A 14,824-nucleotide genomic window follows, 5' to 3' on the forward strand; every position below is an offset into this window, starting at 1 on the left:
GGAAGTACCTTTACCCGGTCCGGCTTGCGTCCGATCGAGCGCGGCGGGAGGTCACCGCGTACGCGATGCTGACGACGATGAAGAACGGGATGCCTGCCCACCATGCCGGTCGCAGGGGCTCGATGAACAGGGTGGAGATGATCACTGCGGCCAGGAACAGCATCACCACGCCCGACGTGACCGGGGCGCCCCACAAACGGACCGGGGAGGGTGGCAGGCCCTGGGCGGTGCGGGTGCGGCGGAAGGCGTGGTGGGTGGCGAGGATGAGGAGCCAGACCACCAGGGCGCCGAAGACCGAGACGCCGAACAACGCCAGGTAGGCGCCGCTTTCGCTGGCCGCCGACACGCCTGCCGCGAGCGCCAGGCCGAGCGCCGACAGGGTGAGGGCGTTGCGGGGGACGCCGGCGGCGCTCAGGCGGCCGGTCCAGCGGGGGGCGTAACCGTTGGCGGCCAGGGAGTGCATCATGCGGGTGGTCAGGTAGAGGTTCGTGTTGGCGCTGGACAGGGCGGCGGTCAGGACGACGAAGTTCATCACCGTCGCCGCCGCGGGGACCCCGGCGGCGGAGAAGACGGTGACGAACGGGCTCTCGGTGACCGAGCCGCCCTGGGCCGTCGTGGTCCACGGCACCACGGTGAGCACGATCGCGATGGCGACCACGTAGAAGAGGGCGAGCCGGGTGATCATGCGGCGGGCGGCGCGGGGGATGTCGCGTACGGGGTTCTCCGACTCGGCGGCGGTCACCGAGACGACCTCGGTGCCGATGTAGCTGAACAGGACGAACACCATGGCGAGGAACAGGCCGCTCATCCCGTTGGGCAGGAAGCCGTCGTGGGCGGTGAGGTTGGTCAGGCCGGTGGCGTCGGCGCTGGGCAGGCCGACCGTCACCAGCACCAGGCCGAGCAGGATGAACACGATGATCGCGACCACCTTGATCATCGCGAACCAGTACTCGATCTCGCCGAACAGCCGGACGGCGGCCGCGTTCACCCCCAGCACGACCACCGAGAAGACCGCGACGGGCAGCCACAGCGGCAGCGACGGCCACCAGAACTGCACGTAGATCCCGGCCGCGATGACCTCACCGCCGATCGCGATGACCTGGATCGTCCAGTACGTCCACCGGACCACGAACCCGGCCCACGGCCCCAGATAGCGATGCGCGATCACCCCGAACGCGCCCGCCTCAGGATGCACCACCACCATCTCGGCCAGCGACCAGCCGATCACCAGGGCGACGCCGGCGCAGATGACGTACGCGACGATCGTCGCCGGGCCCGCCTGCGAGATCGCCAGGCTGGAGCCGAGGAAGAGCCCGGTGCCGATGGCCCCGCCCAGCCCGATCATGGTGAGCTGGCGCCCGGTCAGCCGGCGTTGCAGGCCGGATGCGTTCTCGTCCACGGCGTACCTCTCGACGAAGGGGGTGGTCAGCTCCTGCGGTAGGAGCTGATGGCTGCGACGGCCGCGTCCACGTCGGAGCGGTCGTTGTAGTAGTGGAACGACAGCCGCAGCAGGTCGCCGCGGGGCGCCGTCCAGATGCGCCGCTCGGCCAGCGCGGCGGCCAGCCGGTCGGGGGCGTCGTCGGCGATGGCCACCTGCGGGCCGCGCGCACCGGCGGGCGAGGCCACCTTCACGCCCTCCGCCGTCAGCCGCTCGGCGAGTTCGTCCACCAGTTCGGACACGTGCCGGCGCACGTCGTGCAGGTCGATCCGCTCGATGAGGTCGAAGCCGGCGTTGGCCGCGTAGGCGGACGGGATGGGCGGCGTGCCGGTCTCGAAGCGGCGGGCGTCGCCGGGGAAGTCGAGCAGGCGGGGGTCGAACGCGAACGGCTGCGTACGGCCGAACCAGCCGGTCAGCTCGGGCGCGCGCTGCTGCTCCAGCCCGCCGCGCACGTAGAGGAAGGCGATGCCGGGCAGGCCGAGCAGGTATTTGAGCGAGCCGGACACCAGGTAGTCGCAGCCGAGCCGGCGCACGTCGATCGGGGTGACGCCGGCGCCCTGGTAGGCGTCCACGAAGACCCGGGCGCCCTGCTCGTGCGCCAGTCGTACGACGTCCTCGACCGGCAGGCGGGCGCCGTTGCGGTAGGTGTGCAGCGGCACCGACACGAGGCCTGCGCGTTCGTCGATCAGCTCCTCGTACGCCTCCGCCGCCACCTGCTCACCGCTGTCGGCGACCACCCCGACCTGGGCGCCGCGCTGCTGCTGGGCCAGCCAGACGTGCGCGATCGACGGGAACTCCAGGTCGGTCGTGACGATGCCGGGCCGCCGCGCCCAGGCGAGCGAGGAGGCGGCCTGGAACGCGGCCTCCGACGCGCACGACAGCACGGCCACCTCGCCGGGCTCCGCGCCGATCAGCCGGGCGAACCGCTCCCTGGCCCGCTCGACCTGCCCCATCCAGGTCCCCCAGGGGGCGCCCTCCTCGCGCAGCGAGTGGCCGATCTCCTGCAGCGCGTACGCCAGCCGCGACGACAGCGCGCCCTGGCTGCAGCTCGCGAGGTGCACGGAGCCGTCCAGGGACGGGAACTCGGCGCGGAACTGGGTGGGGTTCAACAGGTGTGACATTTCGGGCACCCTATCCGGGGAGTTTTAACCAGGTCAATACCGATTTAATGGGATTGAAGGCATATAGGATCGCCGGGTGATCGGTGCCAGGATCCGGCAGCTCCGTACAGAACGCGGGCTGACCCTCGCCCAGCTCGCCGCCGCCACCGGCGTGTCCAGCGGGCTCATCAGCCAGGTCGAGCGCGATCTCGCCGACCCCAGCCTGGAGACGCTCAGGAAGATCGCGAAGGTGCTGGACCTGCCGCTGTTCAGCCTGTTCCAGGAGCCGGACGGCGAGGCCGTGGCCGTGGTCAGGCGCGGCGGGCGGATGGTGGTGAAATCGCCCGCCGGCGGGATCTCCTACACGCGCGTCTCACCCGGTCACGGGCGGCTCGAGGTGCTGGAGGGCCACCTGCTGCCCGGCGGCTCGTCGGCCGCCGAGCCGTGGACGCACCCGTCGGAGGAGTGCGTGCTGGTGCTGCGCGGGCGGCTCGTGGTGGAGGTCGCCGGGGCCGAGCACCTGCTGGAGGCGGGGGACAGCTGCTACTTCGACTCCGCGCTGCCGCACCGCTACCTCAACCCGGGCGACGAACCCGCCGACTTCCTCATCGCCGCCACCCCGCCGAGCTACTGACCTGCGCCGTCACCCGAGCGGCCGTCACTCCCCGGCCATGGCGTAGAGCGCGGCGTCGGCGATGACGGACACCGCGCGCCTGACCGGCTCGGCGGCCCAGCCGCCCTCGCAGACCTCCTTGAAGCGCCGGTCGTCGTAGCCGGGGAAGAACGTGCGGGTGTACCGGTCGGCGTGCAGGATCGCGACGAGTGTCCCCGTACGGGCGTCGGGCTCCGCCCCGGTCAGCACCGCCGTCACCCGTGCCCTGACTTCGGCGCGCCCGCCGGGCCGCGCCTCCGGCCACCGCCTGACCGGGAAGAGGCCGAGCGCCTTGCCGCGCGTCTCGGCCAGCACCCCGCCCGTCACCAGCCGGGCCAGCAGCCGCCGGCGTAAGCCGTGCCGTTCCAGCAGCTGGATGCACGAGACGGGCCGCCTGCAGCGGGTGCCCATCAGGGCGAGCGCCGCGTCCAGCTCGTCCTCGCCGAGCCTGGCGGGGTCGCGGACGGACAGCTTCCTGCCCGACAGCTCCATCCGGCCGCGCACGACCAGCTCGGCCAGGACGGCGGCGGCGATCGCGGGATCCAGCCAGGTCGTGGTGACGGCCGGGCGGCCTTCGTTGTCGTAGGCGAGTAGGAGCAGCTCTTCCGCGATGGTCACTCGACCTTCACCCTCTCGCGCGCGCCATGGTGCTCTCGGCGTGGTCCACCTCGGACGTGGTCGCGCGGCCAGCCGGGGAAGATCCGTCGATCAAGCCGGGTGCCTTCGAGCGTCCAGCGAAACGGCTATGTGGTCAAGAGGGGTTCTCCTCCAGGGTGAGGCGGCCGGGCGGGTGGGGCAGCGGACGGCCGGTGACGGCGGTCATGCCGTCGAAGGTCAGCTCCAGGTAGCGCCGCCAGGCCTGCGGGTCGGCGTCGAGCAGCGGCGCCGCGGTGTGCTGGATGCCGCTCAGCATGAGGGCGACGTCGGTGCCGGTAACGTCGGGTCGTACGGCGCCCTGCTCCCTGGCGCGGGCGGTGAGCCCCTCGGCGACCTCGCAGAGCCGGTGGATCGCGTCGCGCACCTCCTGGCTCTGCAGCGAGGGACGGCCGATGACGTCACAGAACGCCCGGTCCCTGACGAACGCCTCGACCCCGGCGGTCATGAACGCGCGCAGCGCCCGCACCGGGTCGTCGTCGGTGAGCAGCCCTGTGGCGGCGCCGATCAGCTCGTCGAGCAGGTCGAGCATGATCGCCGCCAGCAGGTCCTCCTTGGTGGGGAAGTGCCGGAAGACCGTGCCCTTGCCCACCCCGGCGCGCTGCGCGATCTCGCCGATGGACACCTCGACGCCGCGCTCGGCGAACGTCCTGGCCGCGACGTCGAGCAGCAGCTTCCTGTTGCGCACCGCGTCGCTGCGGGTCGAAGGGGGCTTCGCGCTCATGGCGGCCAGTCTACCGGCCAAGGTGACCGAGCGGTCCGTTTAACTGCTACGGTGAAGCTGACCAACCGGTCCGTTTTGCAACAGCGGGCCGGTGAGCTGCGGAAAGGACGCACATGAACCACGATCTCGCGGGCAAGGTCGCCCTCGTCACCGGCGCGTCGTCGGGCATCGGCGCGGCCACCGCCCTGGCACTGTCGGCCGGGGGAGCCCGTGTCGCGGCCGGAGCCAGGCGCGCGGACCGCCTCAAGGCCCTGGCGGACCAGGCGCGGGGCGAGCTGCTCCCGCTCGACCTGGACGTCACCGACCAGGAGTCCGTACGCGCGGCCGTGGCCGCGACCGTCGGCCACTTCGGCAGGCTCGACGTGCTGGTGAACAACGCCGGCGTCATGCTCAGCGGCCCCATCGAGGGCGCCGACACCTCAGAGTGGGTGCGCATGGTCGAGACCAACCTGCTCGGCTCCATGTACGCCGTGCACGCCGCCCTGCCCCACCTCCTGGCGAGCAAGGGCACGGTCGTGCAGGTCTCCTCCACCTCGGGCCGCATCGCCTCGGCCGGCGGCGGCGTCTACTCGGCCACCAAGTTCGGCGTCACCGGGTTCGCCGAGTCGCTGCGGCAGGAGGTCACCACCAGGGGTGTCCGCGTGGTCGTCGTCGAGCCGGGCTTCGTCGCCACCGAGCTGATCGGCCACATCACCGACCCGGCGCGGCGGGCCGCCGCACGCGAGATGGGCGAGGCCATGCGCACCCTCCAGCCGGAGGACATCGCCGAGGCGGTCGTGTACGCGGTCGGGCAACCGCCGCACGTCGCGGTCAACGAGCTGCTCATCCGTCCCACCGACCAGACCCGCTGAAGCGGGCTGACCGCGGGCGTGGACACCCGGCTCAGGCTCATCCACGACCGGATCATGCCCGCGTCCGCCTGAGCGGAGCCGCGGGCGGACGGAGCCGCCCGCGGCCCGTCATGTCACCGGACGTTGATCCGGTCCACCTCCACGGTGATGCCTCTGACCTGCGGGGTCGAGGTGGCCGTGGTGACGGTCCCGGCGCCCCTGCTGACGCCTTTGACCTTCATCGTGTACGTCAGCGTCCCGCCGGGCACGGCCGGGGTGCTGGTGACCACGAGGTCCTCGGCCGGCGGTCCGGCGATCTGGCTGCCGGCGGTGCCCTCAGCGTTCTCGGCCCCGACGGTCAGGCCGTACTCGGCGGGCGGCGCGCCTGGCAGGTTGGCCGGGTCGTAGGCGTAGCTGATGTCCTCGGTGCCGTTGATCCCGATCCACTGCTGGAACACCTTCAGCTCGTTCGTCCCGTAGAGGTTGACCCGCCACTCGACGACCAGCCAGCGGTTCGTCCCGTCGGTCAGGACCGTGGCGAGGACGCCGGGCGCGCCGGCGCCGTTCAGGTCGGTCCAGTACGGGGCGAGCACGTTGTTCGGCCGTGCCGGGTCGGGCAGCGTCTGCGGGATGAAGGAGATGTCGGCCGAGGTGGCCCCACCGGCCACGCTGTAGCCGTTGGACGTCACGCCGAGCACGGTGTGGGTGCTCCCGGCGAAGGTGAACGGCGCAGGTGAGGTGAAGTTCACCGCCTGCTCGTCACCGAGCGGGAACGGGGTGACGCCGAACAGGTCGAGCGGCAGATACCCGGCCGGCCCCGCACCTGGCGCGATCACGGGTTTCGGCGGCTGGGTCGCGGCCAGCGTCTTCTTCGTGGTCGCGATCTGCGTGCCGACCTTGGTCGCCCCGGTGACGGAGGTGAGCCGCAGCCGGGAGTCGAGCGTGCTGAGCGCGGTCACCTCGGCGTCCTGGTAGGTGCCGTTGTGCACGGTGACCGTGCAGGTGGACTCGCCGGTGTTCCTGGCGATCGTGTCGGGCGTACAGGTCTGGTCGACCGGAATCGCGCCCTCCTGCCGGTAGAAGGCGACCGGCAGGTGCAGCTGCCGGGAGCCGCCGACCTGCTTGAGGTTCACCTGCCCGAAGTACTGCCCGTCGGGCAGGTCGGGCGCGGTGATGACGATGCTCAGCTTGGCCGTCTTGCCCGGCTTGACGGAGAACAGCGGCGGCAGCACGGTGACGGCGGCGCCGCTGACGGTCTTGCCCGACGCGGTGAAGGTGAGCGTCTTGCTGGTGACGTTCTTCACCGTGCGCTTGGCGGTGATGACGCCCGGCATGGTCGGGGCGTTCACCGACGGCAGGTTGAGGTCGATGCGGTTGAGCGGGTCGGCGGCCGAGGCGACGAAGCCGTCCGCGCTCTCGTCCAGCGTCAGGCCGGGGTCGCCGGCCTTGGTCAGGTCGATGCGCCCGCCGCCCATGTCGAACGGGTCGGCCGGCGTCGTACGGTCCTGCTTGGTGACCGACGTCTTGGCCGTCGTCTCCAGCGCGGACTTGACCTGGCCAGGCGTCCAGTCGGGATGCAGCGCGAACAGCAGCGCCGCCGCCCCCGCCACGTGCGGCGACGACATCGAGGTGCCCGAGATGACCTGGAAGAGGTTGCCCGGCGGGCCTTCGAGCGGCGACTCGGGGGTGGGCGTCATGCCCGCCATGATGTGCAGGCCCGGCGCGGTGACGTCCGGCTTGAGGAAGTCGCCGCCGGGGCCGCGCGAGGAGAAGTGCGTGATCGCGTCGCCCTGCCAGGTGCTCTTGGCGCCCTGCCCGAAGGAGGCCGTGGCCCCGGGGTTGGCGGCGAGGAAGCTCAGCAGCGTGTCGGACTTCGGCTTGTCGAGGTGCGCCGACGGCAGCCAGTGGGCGTCGGTGAAGACGTCGAACGGGAAGCTGTTGTAGAGGATCATCCCGGCCGCGCCGCCCTGCCGTACGTTGAAGCTCTTCAGCACCCGGTTCGGGCCGCGCTCACAGGCGACGATCTTGCCGGTGAACAGCCCGGCGGGCGCGGGCACGTCGCACAGCGGCCGCGAGTACGGCGGCGCGGAGGCGAGCACCACGGGCAGCGGCGAGGAGACGCCCGCCGTGATGGACGCGCCCTTGATCGTCACCGGGGTGGGACCGCCGTGCAGCTTGATCGTGGTCTGGAACGTTCTGGTCTGCGTGGAGGCGGCCACCGTGGTCGTCCACGGGCCGAGGTGGTCGGTGGTGTCCGCGCCGGGGCCCGAGTTGCCGGCCGACGCCGAGACCAGCACGCCCGCCGCGTACGCGTCGAGGAAGGCCAGCTCGACGGGGTCGCTGTACGGGTCGTCACCGCCGGAGATCGAGAAGTTGATCACCCGGACGCCGTCCAGGATGGCCCGCGCCACCGCCGCCGCCGAGTCGGACGGGAAGCAGCCCTCCAGGCCGCACACCTTGTAGACCGACACGGCCGCGCCGGGTGCGATGCCCTGGATGGGGCCGCGGCTGATGCCGAGCGGGTCGGCGTCGGAGACCGGCCCGCCGGCCGAGGTGCTCGCGGTGTGCGTGCCGTGGCCGTTGGAGTCGCGGGCGCTGTCGGGATAGACCTCGCCGCCGAACACCGCGTTGTACGTCTCCAGGAACGGCTGGCCGCCGATCAGCTTGTTGGTGCAGGTGAACGGGTCGCTCGCCGGGGTCGTCGGGTTGTCGCCGAAGTCGCACACCCGCGGCGTGCCGTCCTTGGTCGGCGGGGGAGCGGGCAGGCCGGGCCGGCCCGCGAACGACGGGTGCTCGGGCCAGGCGCCGCTGTCGAGCACGCCCACGATCACGCCCTTGCCCGCCGTGCCGCTGCCGCCGCCCAGCTTGTCGTAGATCGCCGGGGCGCCGATGAAGGCAGGGCTGGAGTCGGTCAGCAGCTGCTCGGGCTTGTCCTCCTGGACGGCGACCGCGCCGGGCAGCTTGAGCACCTCGCCTGCCTTGTCGCCGGGGATGCGCAGCGCGATGCCGCCGTACACGGTCCGCAGCCGCTGGCCGACGACGGCTCCAGGGACCTTCGACCTCAGCTCGGCGAGGAAGGCGTTCTCGACCTCCTCGATGTGCTCGCCGTACTTCTTCGCGTCCGCGCTGCGCGTGTCGAGCGCGCGGCCGGTGGCGGACGGGCTGGTGCCGGCGAGCCCCGGCAGGCCGCCCTGGTAGGCGGCGAGCGAGTCGTAGTCGAGCTTCACGACGACGTTGACCGGTGCGGGGGAGGTGGCGCGCAGCAGCGCGGGGTCGCTCTTGGCGAGCTTGCCCGTCGGTGACTTGGCGCCGTCCACCACCGCGGACGGGGTGAGCGGGATGGCCGTCCACTTCTTGTCCGGCGGTTCGGGGGTGGCCGCGGCGCCCGGAAGCGGGGCGGCGGCCAGGACCAGGCTCAGGCCGGCGGCGACGGTGACCAGCCGGCGTAAGCGGGATAAGAGCGCACTGGATGACACGGAAGGACCTCCTCGTCGAGGGCTGCGCGGGCTCGCCGCGCCGCCCGGGAGGCCGTCAGGTCACCCCGCCCGCGGGCGCGCGAGGGGAGAGCCATGACCCTCCCCGGCGGGTGACGAGCGGGAACGGCGCCGTAAAGAGCGTGGTTCCGAACCGGAGTGTAAACAGCGGGGTTTGACCGGGGACCCGCGTGACTTGACAGAATCCCGCCGGTAATCCGGCACACGTTGCGATCGACATCGCCCGTTTTCCCAGGTCGTGTCCGGATCCGGACACGAGCGAAGTGTGACGACCACCACTGACCCTCGGCACAGGGAAACCGCCCTTGAGCGGCGTGATCATCCCCTATGCTCCCAAGCCATGACTTCTCCGTCGTATACCGCTCACTCTGCGGATACTCATATTCCGGACTTAACGTCCGCTGCTCCCGAGCAGGAGGCCGAGGAAAAGGTCGGGGTCCTCGACCTGCTGGAAAAGGTCGGCTCCGTCGTCGTCCCGCTCGGCGTCACCCTGTACGCGCTGCTCTACATGGGCTACCAGGGCATGTACGGCATCTTCGGCATCACCCCCGAGCAGGCCGGCATCGACCAGTCGGTGCTGCTCGGCCGGCTGCTGGGCACGATCCTGCCGCTGCTGATCCTGGGCGCGATCGCCACCGGCCTGCTCATCAGCGTCGCCTGGCTGCTGAACGTCGTCACCCGCGGCCTGGCCGGCCGCGCCGTGCAGGGCATGCGGAGGCAGCCGTGGATCGTCGCGGTGCTCGCCGCCGCCTGGGCCGGCGCGTCGTACCTGGGCTTCATGTACTTCATGACCGCGCTGGACGCCGCCGACCCCACCGCCTCCATCTCGGTCGAGGCCGGTGACGTGCTCATCGCGGGCGGGCTCGGCGTGCTGGCGTACGTGGTGCCGTTCCGGCTGCTGCGCCGCAAGCCGGTCGGCAGGGCGGGGCTGAAGGTGCTGGTGGGCGCGCTCACCGGGATCGGGCTCGGCTACATCCTCATGATCCAGATGATCTACGGCGCGATCAACGTGCTGGAGAAGGGCGAGTCGACCGCGCTGCTGGACGCCGTCGGCTTCCAGACGCAGTGGGCCAAGCTCCAGGACAGCAGCGGCAAGCCCCTCTACGACAGCCGCTGGATGATGATCCTCGGCGAGCACGAGGGCGGCTACGCCATCTACGACTGCGACAGGGCGCTGACCTTCCGCAAGTTCTCCGAGAGCACGATCCTCACCGAGGTGCAGATGTTCTCGCCCGACCGGGAGAAGGGCTTTACCTGCGGAAGTCTCGCGGAGTAGCCGTCTGGTAGGGGGTGCGGGACCCGTCCGCCGCGACGGCGGGCGGGCACGCCATGGGAGGGTTTGGAGACCGCCATCCGCGCCCCGGAAACAGTTCAGATTACGACAAGCATTCCCCTATCGGGACAAAGCGGTAGATACCGTGACCGTATGGCTCGCGTAGGGAGGCGTGAGGAGCCGATGCTGTCGCGCGGGACCGAGTGGCTCAGCGCGTCTCACCGGCTCCGGCCGGCCGGGCCCCCGGCCACCTCGGCATTGGACGAGACGCTCGTACGCGCGGCGCGCGCGACCGGCGCCCACATCGGCATGCTCTATCTGCTGGACGCCGACGACGAGGTGCTCCTCATGCAGGCCCAGCTCGGACTGCCGGGCCCGATGATCGGGCAGTGGGGCCGGCTGCGGGCCGAGGCGGGCGTCCCCGCGACCGTCGCCGTCCGCAAGGGCGAGCGCGTCTGGGTGCCCGATCTGGAGGAGCTGGCCCGCCGCTTCCCCGCGATGGCCTTCCTCGTGCCGTACCACTTCTCCGTGCTGGCCACGCCGCTCAGAGTCGGCGGCCGGGTCGCCGGATCCTGGGTGCTCATGTGGTCGTCGTCGCAGGCGCCGCGGCTGGGGGCGTACGAGCTGGGGGTGGTCGACGAGGCCACCCGCCGCATGCAGGAGCTGCTCACCGAGGCGGCGGAGGAAGGGCAGCGGCCTTCCGTCACCCCGCAGCCCCGCACGCTGACCCCCCTTCCGTCGCCTCCCTCCGACGTGGGGCGCTCGCTCGCCGCCTTCGGCTTCGCCGACCGGCTGCGCGACGGCTGCGTCTCGCTCGACCTGAACGGCCACATCACCTACCTCAACGACCCGGCCGCCGCGCTGCTCGGCGGCGCACCCACCGCGCTGCTCGGCCGCGTGGTGTGGGAGGCGGTGGACTGGCTGCGCGGCCCCACCTTCAAGGAGCGCTTCAGGCACGCCGTGGTCGGCCAGCAGCCCACCTTCTGCCGGCTCGGCACGTCGGGCGGCACCACCGTCGAGGCCCGCCTGCACCCCGACCCCTCGGGCGTCAGCCTGCACCTCGTGACCACCGGCCAGACGGCGCTCGGCGACGGCTCGGCGCACCCGCAGCCGCACCACCTGCACGAGCTCCTGCACCTGGCCGCCACCCTGACCAGGGCGCTCACCGTGCGCCAGGTCGTGGAGCTGGTCAGCGACCACATGATGGCCGCCTGCGGCGTGCAGTCCATGGCGGTCTTCCTCGCCGAGGCCGGCAGGCTGCGGGCACTCGGCTCGCACGGGTTCAGCCGCGAGCTCCTCGACCGGTTCGACGGGCTGCCGGCGGACTTCAGCACGGTGACCGGCCAGGTCGCGCGGACCGGCGAGGCCAGATACTTCGGCGACCGGCAGGAGATGGGCGACCGCTACCAGCCCGCACTGGACCCGGACGACATGCAGGCGTGGGCGTTCCTGCCGCTGTCGCTGTCGGACCGGTTGACCGGCACCTGCATCGTGGCCTTCCAGCAGCCGCATCCCTTCACCTGCGCGGAACGGGCCACTCTCACGTCCCTGTCCGGCATGATGGCGCAGGCGCTCGACCGGGCCCTGCTGTACGAGGCGAAGGACAACGCCGCCCACTGCCTGCAGACCAGCCTGCTGCCGCGCCGCCTGCCCGAGATCGACGGCCTGGAGACGGCCGCCCGCTACGTGCCCGCCACCCGCGGCGTCGGCATCGGCGGCGACTTCTACGACCTCATCCGCCTGCACGACCACGCCGCCGTGGCGGTCATCGGCGACGTGCAGGGCCACAACCTGGCCGCCGCCGCCCTCATGGGGCAGGTGCGCACCGCCATCCACGCCACCGCCACCGACCCCGACGCCGACCCCGGCACGGTGCTGCGCAACGCCAACCGGCTGCTGCTCGACCTGGACACCGACCTGTTCACCAGCTGCCTGCTGCTCCACCTCGACCTGCGGCTGCGCGCCTTCTCCGTGGCCAACGCCGGGCACCCGCCGCCCCTGCTGCGCGCACCCGGCGGCGTCGCGGAGCCCGTGGACGTGCCGCCTGGGCCGCTGCTCGGCATCGACCCCGACGCGGAGTATCCGACGATGCAGGTGCCGTTCTCGCCCGGCGCCGTGCTCGCCCTCTACACCGACGGCCTGATCGAGGCGCCCGGCGTCTACCTCGGTGACGCCATCGCCCGCCTGGCCGCCCACCTGACCAAGGCGGGCCCGCAACCGTTGCACAGCCTGGGAGAGGCCATGCTCGACCAGGCGCCCGCCACCGAGCAGCGCGGCGACGACATCGCGCTGCTGCTGCTCAAACACCTGCCGAGGCTATGACGGGGGGAGCGTACCGAACGATTCGCCCGGGGCCGGGCCGGCCGATCGCGGCCACTCGAGGAGGTGGTGGCATGGGGCTGAGCCGAGCGGGACGGCGACGGCCGTTCCTGCGGTCGATCCGCACGCGCTACACCTGCTGGGTCGGCTCGCTGTTCCTGGTCGTCCTGTCGACCGTCGCCACGCTCGCCGTCCTCGGCATCCGCAACAGCATCACCAAGGACATCGAAGAGGGCCTGCGCCAGGACATCCTGAGCTGGGCGAACCAGATGGCGCCAGGCGACTACCCGCCGCCCCAGCCACAGCTGCGCAGCGACTACCTGCAGCTCGTGGACCAGGAGGGGCGGGTGGTGGCGGGCAACGACGCCGCGTCCGGCCTGCCGCCGCTGACCGACGTACGGCCCGCGCTCGGCGAGCGCCTCGAGGACGTCGTGACCTGCCCCGAGCAGAGCCCGTGCCTTCTGGTGGCGGTGCTGCGGTTCGACGGGCCGGTGGCCCAGACGTTGTTCGGCGGCCAGGAGTACTACATCATCGCCGGCGAGGTCTCCCCGCCCGCGCTGACCATGCCGTACATGCTGATCGGCTTCGCGGCCGCGGTGCTGATCGGCTCAGTCGCCGCGGCCTGGGTCACCTGGGTGGTCGTGGGACGCATGCTCTGCCCCGTGCGCAAGATCAGCGCCACCATGCGCGAGGCCACCGCCGGCGACCTCAGCCTGCGGGTCCCCACCCCGCCCGGCGACGACGAGATCGCCAGGTTCGCCCGCACCTCCAACCTCTACCTCGACCGGCTGGAGAAGGCGGTGAGCGCGCAGCGCCGCTTCGCCTCCCTGGTCTCCCACGAGCTGCGCGCGCCGGTCGCCGGCCTGCACGTGCAACTGGAGGAGGCCCTCATGTACCCCGACGAGGTGGACTCGCACTCCGCGCTGCGGCTGACGCTGCGTACCACCGAGCGCCTCCAGGCGATCATCGACGACCTGCTCGCCTACACCAAGGTCAAGGACTCGGGGCCGATCGCGTACCAGCCGATCGACCTCACCGCGCTGGTGGAGGAGGAGCTGGCGGCCCAGCCGCGCGCCGGCGCCTGCATCCAGCTGCACCGGGCCGGACGCCCGGTCGTGCTGGGCTCGCGCGTGCAGCTCTCGCGCGTGCTCGACAACCTCCTCGCCAACGCGCGCCGGCACGCCCGGTCCAGGATCGACGTCTCCATCGCGCGCCGGAACGGGCACGCCGTGCTGGTCGTGCAGGACGACGGCCAGGGCATCGCGCCCGGTGACCGCGAGCGGGTCTTCGAGCCGTTCGTCCGGCTGGCCGAGGGGCAGCGGCTCGACCCCGGCGGCAGCGGGCTCGGCCTGGCGGTCAGCCGGGAGACGTGCATCGCGCACGGGGGCACGCTGACGGTCGAGGACGGCCCGTCCGGCGCCCGTTTCGTCGTCCGCCTCCCGGCCTGCGAGGACATCCCCGCCATCGAACCCGCCTGACCTGGGTCACGCGTCTTCGCCGAGGCGGGAGAGCATCCAGCGGCACCACTCGATGCGGTGCCGTTCGTAGCCGAGGCCGCACAGCAGGGTCGCGTAGTTGCCGAAGCGCGGGTCGCCGAGGGCGGGCGGGCCGCCGAAGGAGGCCTCGTGGCGCTCGTACTCGGCCAGCCGCTCCTCGTGCGCGGCCAGCTGCTCGGCGAACATCCGCCGCACCATCCCCGGCTCGGCCAGCCACGACGCGTACGCCTTCAGCACCAGCTCGTCACGCTCGGGCCGCTCGCGCGGCGGCTCGGTGACCCACTCGCGCAGCGCCCGTCGGCCCTCGGGCGTCAGGTGGTAGACCTTCTTGTCCTGCGGGCCCGGCCCGTGCTCCGACTCGTACGCGACGAGCTCGGCGGCCCTGAGCTTCTGCAGTTCGGCGTGGATCTGGCTGTGGCGGGCCGTCCAGAAGTAGCCGACCGGCCTGCGCATGGCGGCGGCGAGGTCGTATCCCGTGCGGTTGCCCCGGGCGAGCACGGCGAGGATGGCGAAGCCGAGCGTCGAGGGCGTCGAGGGCGTCGAGGCCGGCGAGGTCGTTGAGGTCATGGTCCGACCAAGGATAAGGTGCCGTTGCTTCTATGTCAGTTTTGACATAGTTTGACGGGAGGAGGCGGCCATGCGCAGGTGGACGGGTTCATCGGCGGTCTTAGGGGTGCTGGTGCTGGTGCTGACGGCCTGCGGGGGCGCGGTCGGCACCGGCGCGGCACCGTCTGCTTCACCGTCAGCTCCACCGTCAGCTTCACCGTCAGCTTCACCGGGCCCTTCGGCCGGTGCCGTCACGAGCGCGTCGCCGGTCCCCTCCGGGCCCAACGTCTCGGGGTGC

Annotated in this window: 11 protein-coding genes; 5 read left to right on the forward strand and 6 right to left on the reverse strand. The window is 71.9% G+C overall.

The window, feature by feature from the left end; translation table 11 throughout:
• Positions 1-10 precede the first annotated feature (10 nt).
• Entirely contained in the window at positions 11-1,399 is a 1,389-nt protein-coding gene (locus AB0K28_RS28970; protein WP_364376184.1) for an amino acid permease, read from the reverse strand.
• A gap of 26 nt (positions 1,400-1,425) precedes the next feature.
• The gene (locus AB0K28_RS28975) at positions 1,426-2,559 is read right to left on the reverse strand and encodes an aminotransferase class V-fold PLP-dependent enzyme (RefSeq protein ID WP_364376187.1); all 1,134 of its coding nucleotides are present in this window, start codon (positions 2,557-2,559) and stop codon (positions 1,426-1,428) included.
• A 76-nt stretch (positions 2,560-2,635) separates the two neighbouring features.
• Here AB0K28_RS28975 and AB0K28_RS28980 point away from each other — a divergent pair, with 76 nt between their 5' ends.
• Positions 2,636-3,172 (forward strand): XRE family transcriptional regulator, encoded by a 537-nt coding sequence (locus AB0K28_RS28980; protein WP_364376190.1) that lies wholly within the window; start codon positions 2,636-2,638, stop codon positions 3,170-3,172.
• A gap of 24 nt (positions 3,173-3,196) precedes the next feature.
• On the opposite strand, the gene AB0K28_RS28985 is transcribed toward AB0K28_RS28980, so the two are convergent.
• Both AB0K28_RS28985 and AB0K28_RS28990 read right to left on the reverse strand, forming a co-directional pair.
• Positions 3,197-3,808: a GPP34 family phosphoprotein gene (locus tag AB0K28_RS28985; RefSeq protein ID WP_364376193.1), complete on the reverse strand. Its 612-nt coding sequence runs from the start codon at positions 3,806-3,808 to the stop codon at positions 3,197-3,199.
• A 133-nt stretch (positions 3,809-3,941) separates the two neighbouring features.
• Positions 3,942-4,568, reverse strand: a complete 627-nt coding sequence (locus AB0K28_RS28990) for a TetR/AcrR family transcriptional regulator (protein ID WP_364376196.1) — start codon at positions 4,566-4,568, stop codon at positions 3,942-3,944.
• 113 nt (positions 4,569-4,681) lie between these two features.
• Here AB0K28_RS28990 and AB0K28_RS28995 point away from each other — a divergent pair, with 113 nt between their 5' ends.
• Positions 4,682-5,419 carry an SDR family NAD(P)-dependent oxidoreductase gene (locus tag AB0K28_RS28995; RefSeq protein ID WP_345403865.1) on the forward strand — a complete coding sequence of 246 codons (738 nt, stop codon included), beginning with the start codon at positions 4,682-4,684 and terminating at the stop codon, positions 5,417-5,419.
• Positions 5,420-5,532: 113 nt separating this feature from the next.
• On the opposite strand, the gene AB0K28_RS29000 is transcribed toward AB0K28_RS28995, so the two are convergent.
• Positions 5,533-8,874, reverse strand: a complete 3,342-nt coding sequence (locus tag AB0K28_RS29000; protein ID WP_364376199.1) for a S8 family serine peptidase — start codon at positions 8,872-8,874, stop codon at positions 5,533-5,535.
• Between the two features lie 358 nt (positions 8,875-9,232).
• Here AB0K28_RS29000 and AB0K28_RS29005 point away from each other — a divergent pair, with 358 nt between their 5' ends.
• From AB0K28_RS29005 to AB0K28_RS29015, 3 genes are all read left to right on the forward strand, one after another.
• Entirely contained in the window at positions 9,233-10,168 is a 936-nt protein-coding gene (locus tag AB0K28_RS29005) for a hypothetical protein (protein ID WP_345403868.1), read from the forward strand.
• 150 nt (positions 10,169-10,318) lie between these two features.
• Positions 10,319-12,487 (forward strand): SpoIIE family protein phosphatase, encoded by a 2,169-nt coding sequence (locus AB0K28_RS29010; protein WP_364376202.1) that lies wholly within the window; start codon positions 10,319-10,321, stop codon positions 12,485-12,487.
• A 71-nt stretch (positions 12,488-12,558) separates the two neighbouring features.
• A complete protein-coding gene (locus AB0K28_RS29015; RefSeq protein WP_364376205.1) occupies positions 12,559-13,962 on the forward strand; it encodes a HAMP domain-containing sensor histidine kinase in 1,404 nt (467 codons plus the stop codon).
• A 6-nt stretch (positions 13,963-13,968) separates the two neighbouring features.
• Here the strand turns inward: AB0K28_RS29015 and AB0K28_RS29020 are convergent, their stop codons facing one another.
• The gene (locus tag AB0K28_RS29020) at positions 13,969-14,547 is read right to left on the reverse strand and encodes a helix-turn-helix transcriptional regulator (RefSeq protein WP_364376208.1); all 579 of its coding nucleotides are present in this window, start codon (positions 14,545-14,547) and stop codon (positions 13,969-13,971) included.
• Between the last annotated feature and the right edge of the window lie 277 nt (positions 14,548-14,824).

This window comes from Nonomuraea sp. NPDC049504 (assembly GCF_040676845.1).
Lineage (GTDB): Bacteria > Actinomycetota > Actinomycetes > Streptosporangiales > Streptosporangiaceae > Nonomuraea > Nonomuraea salmonea.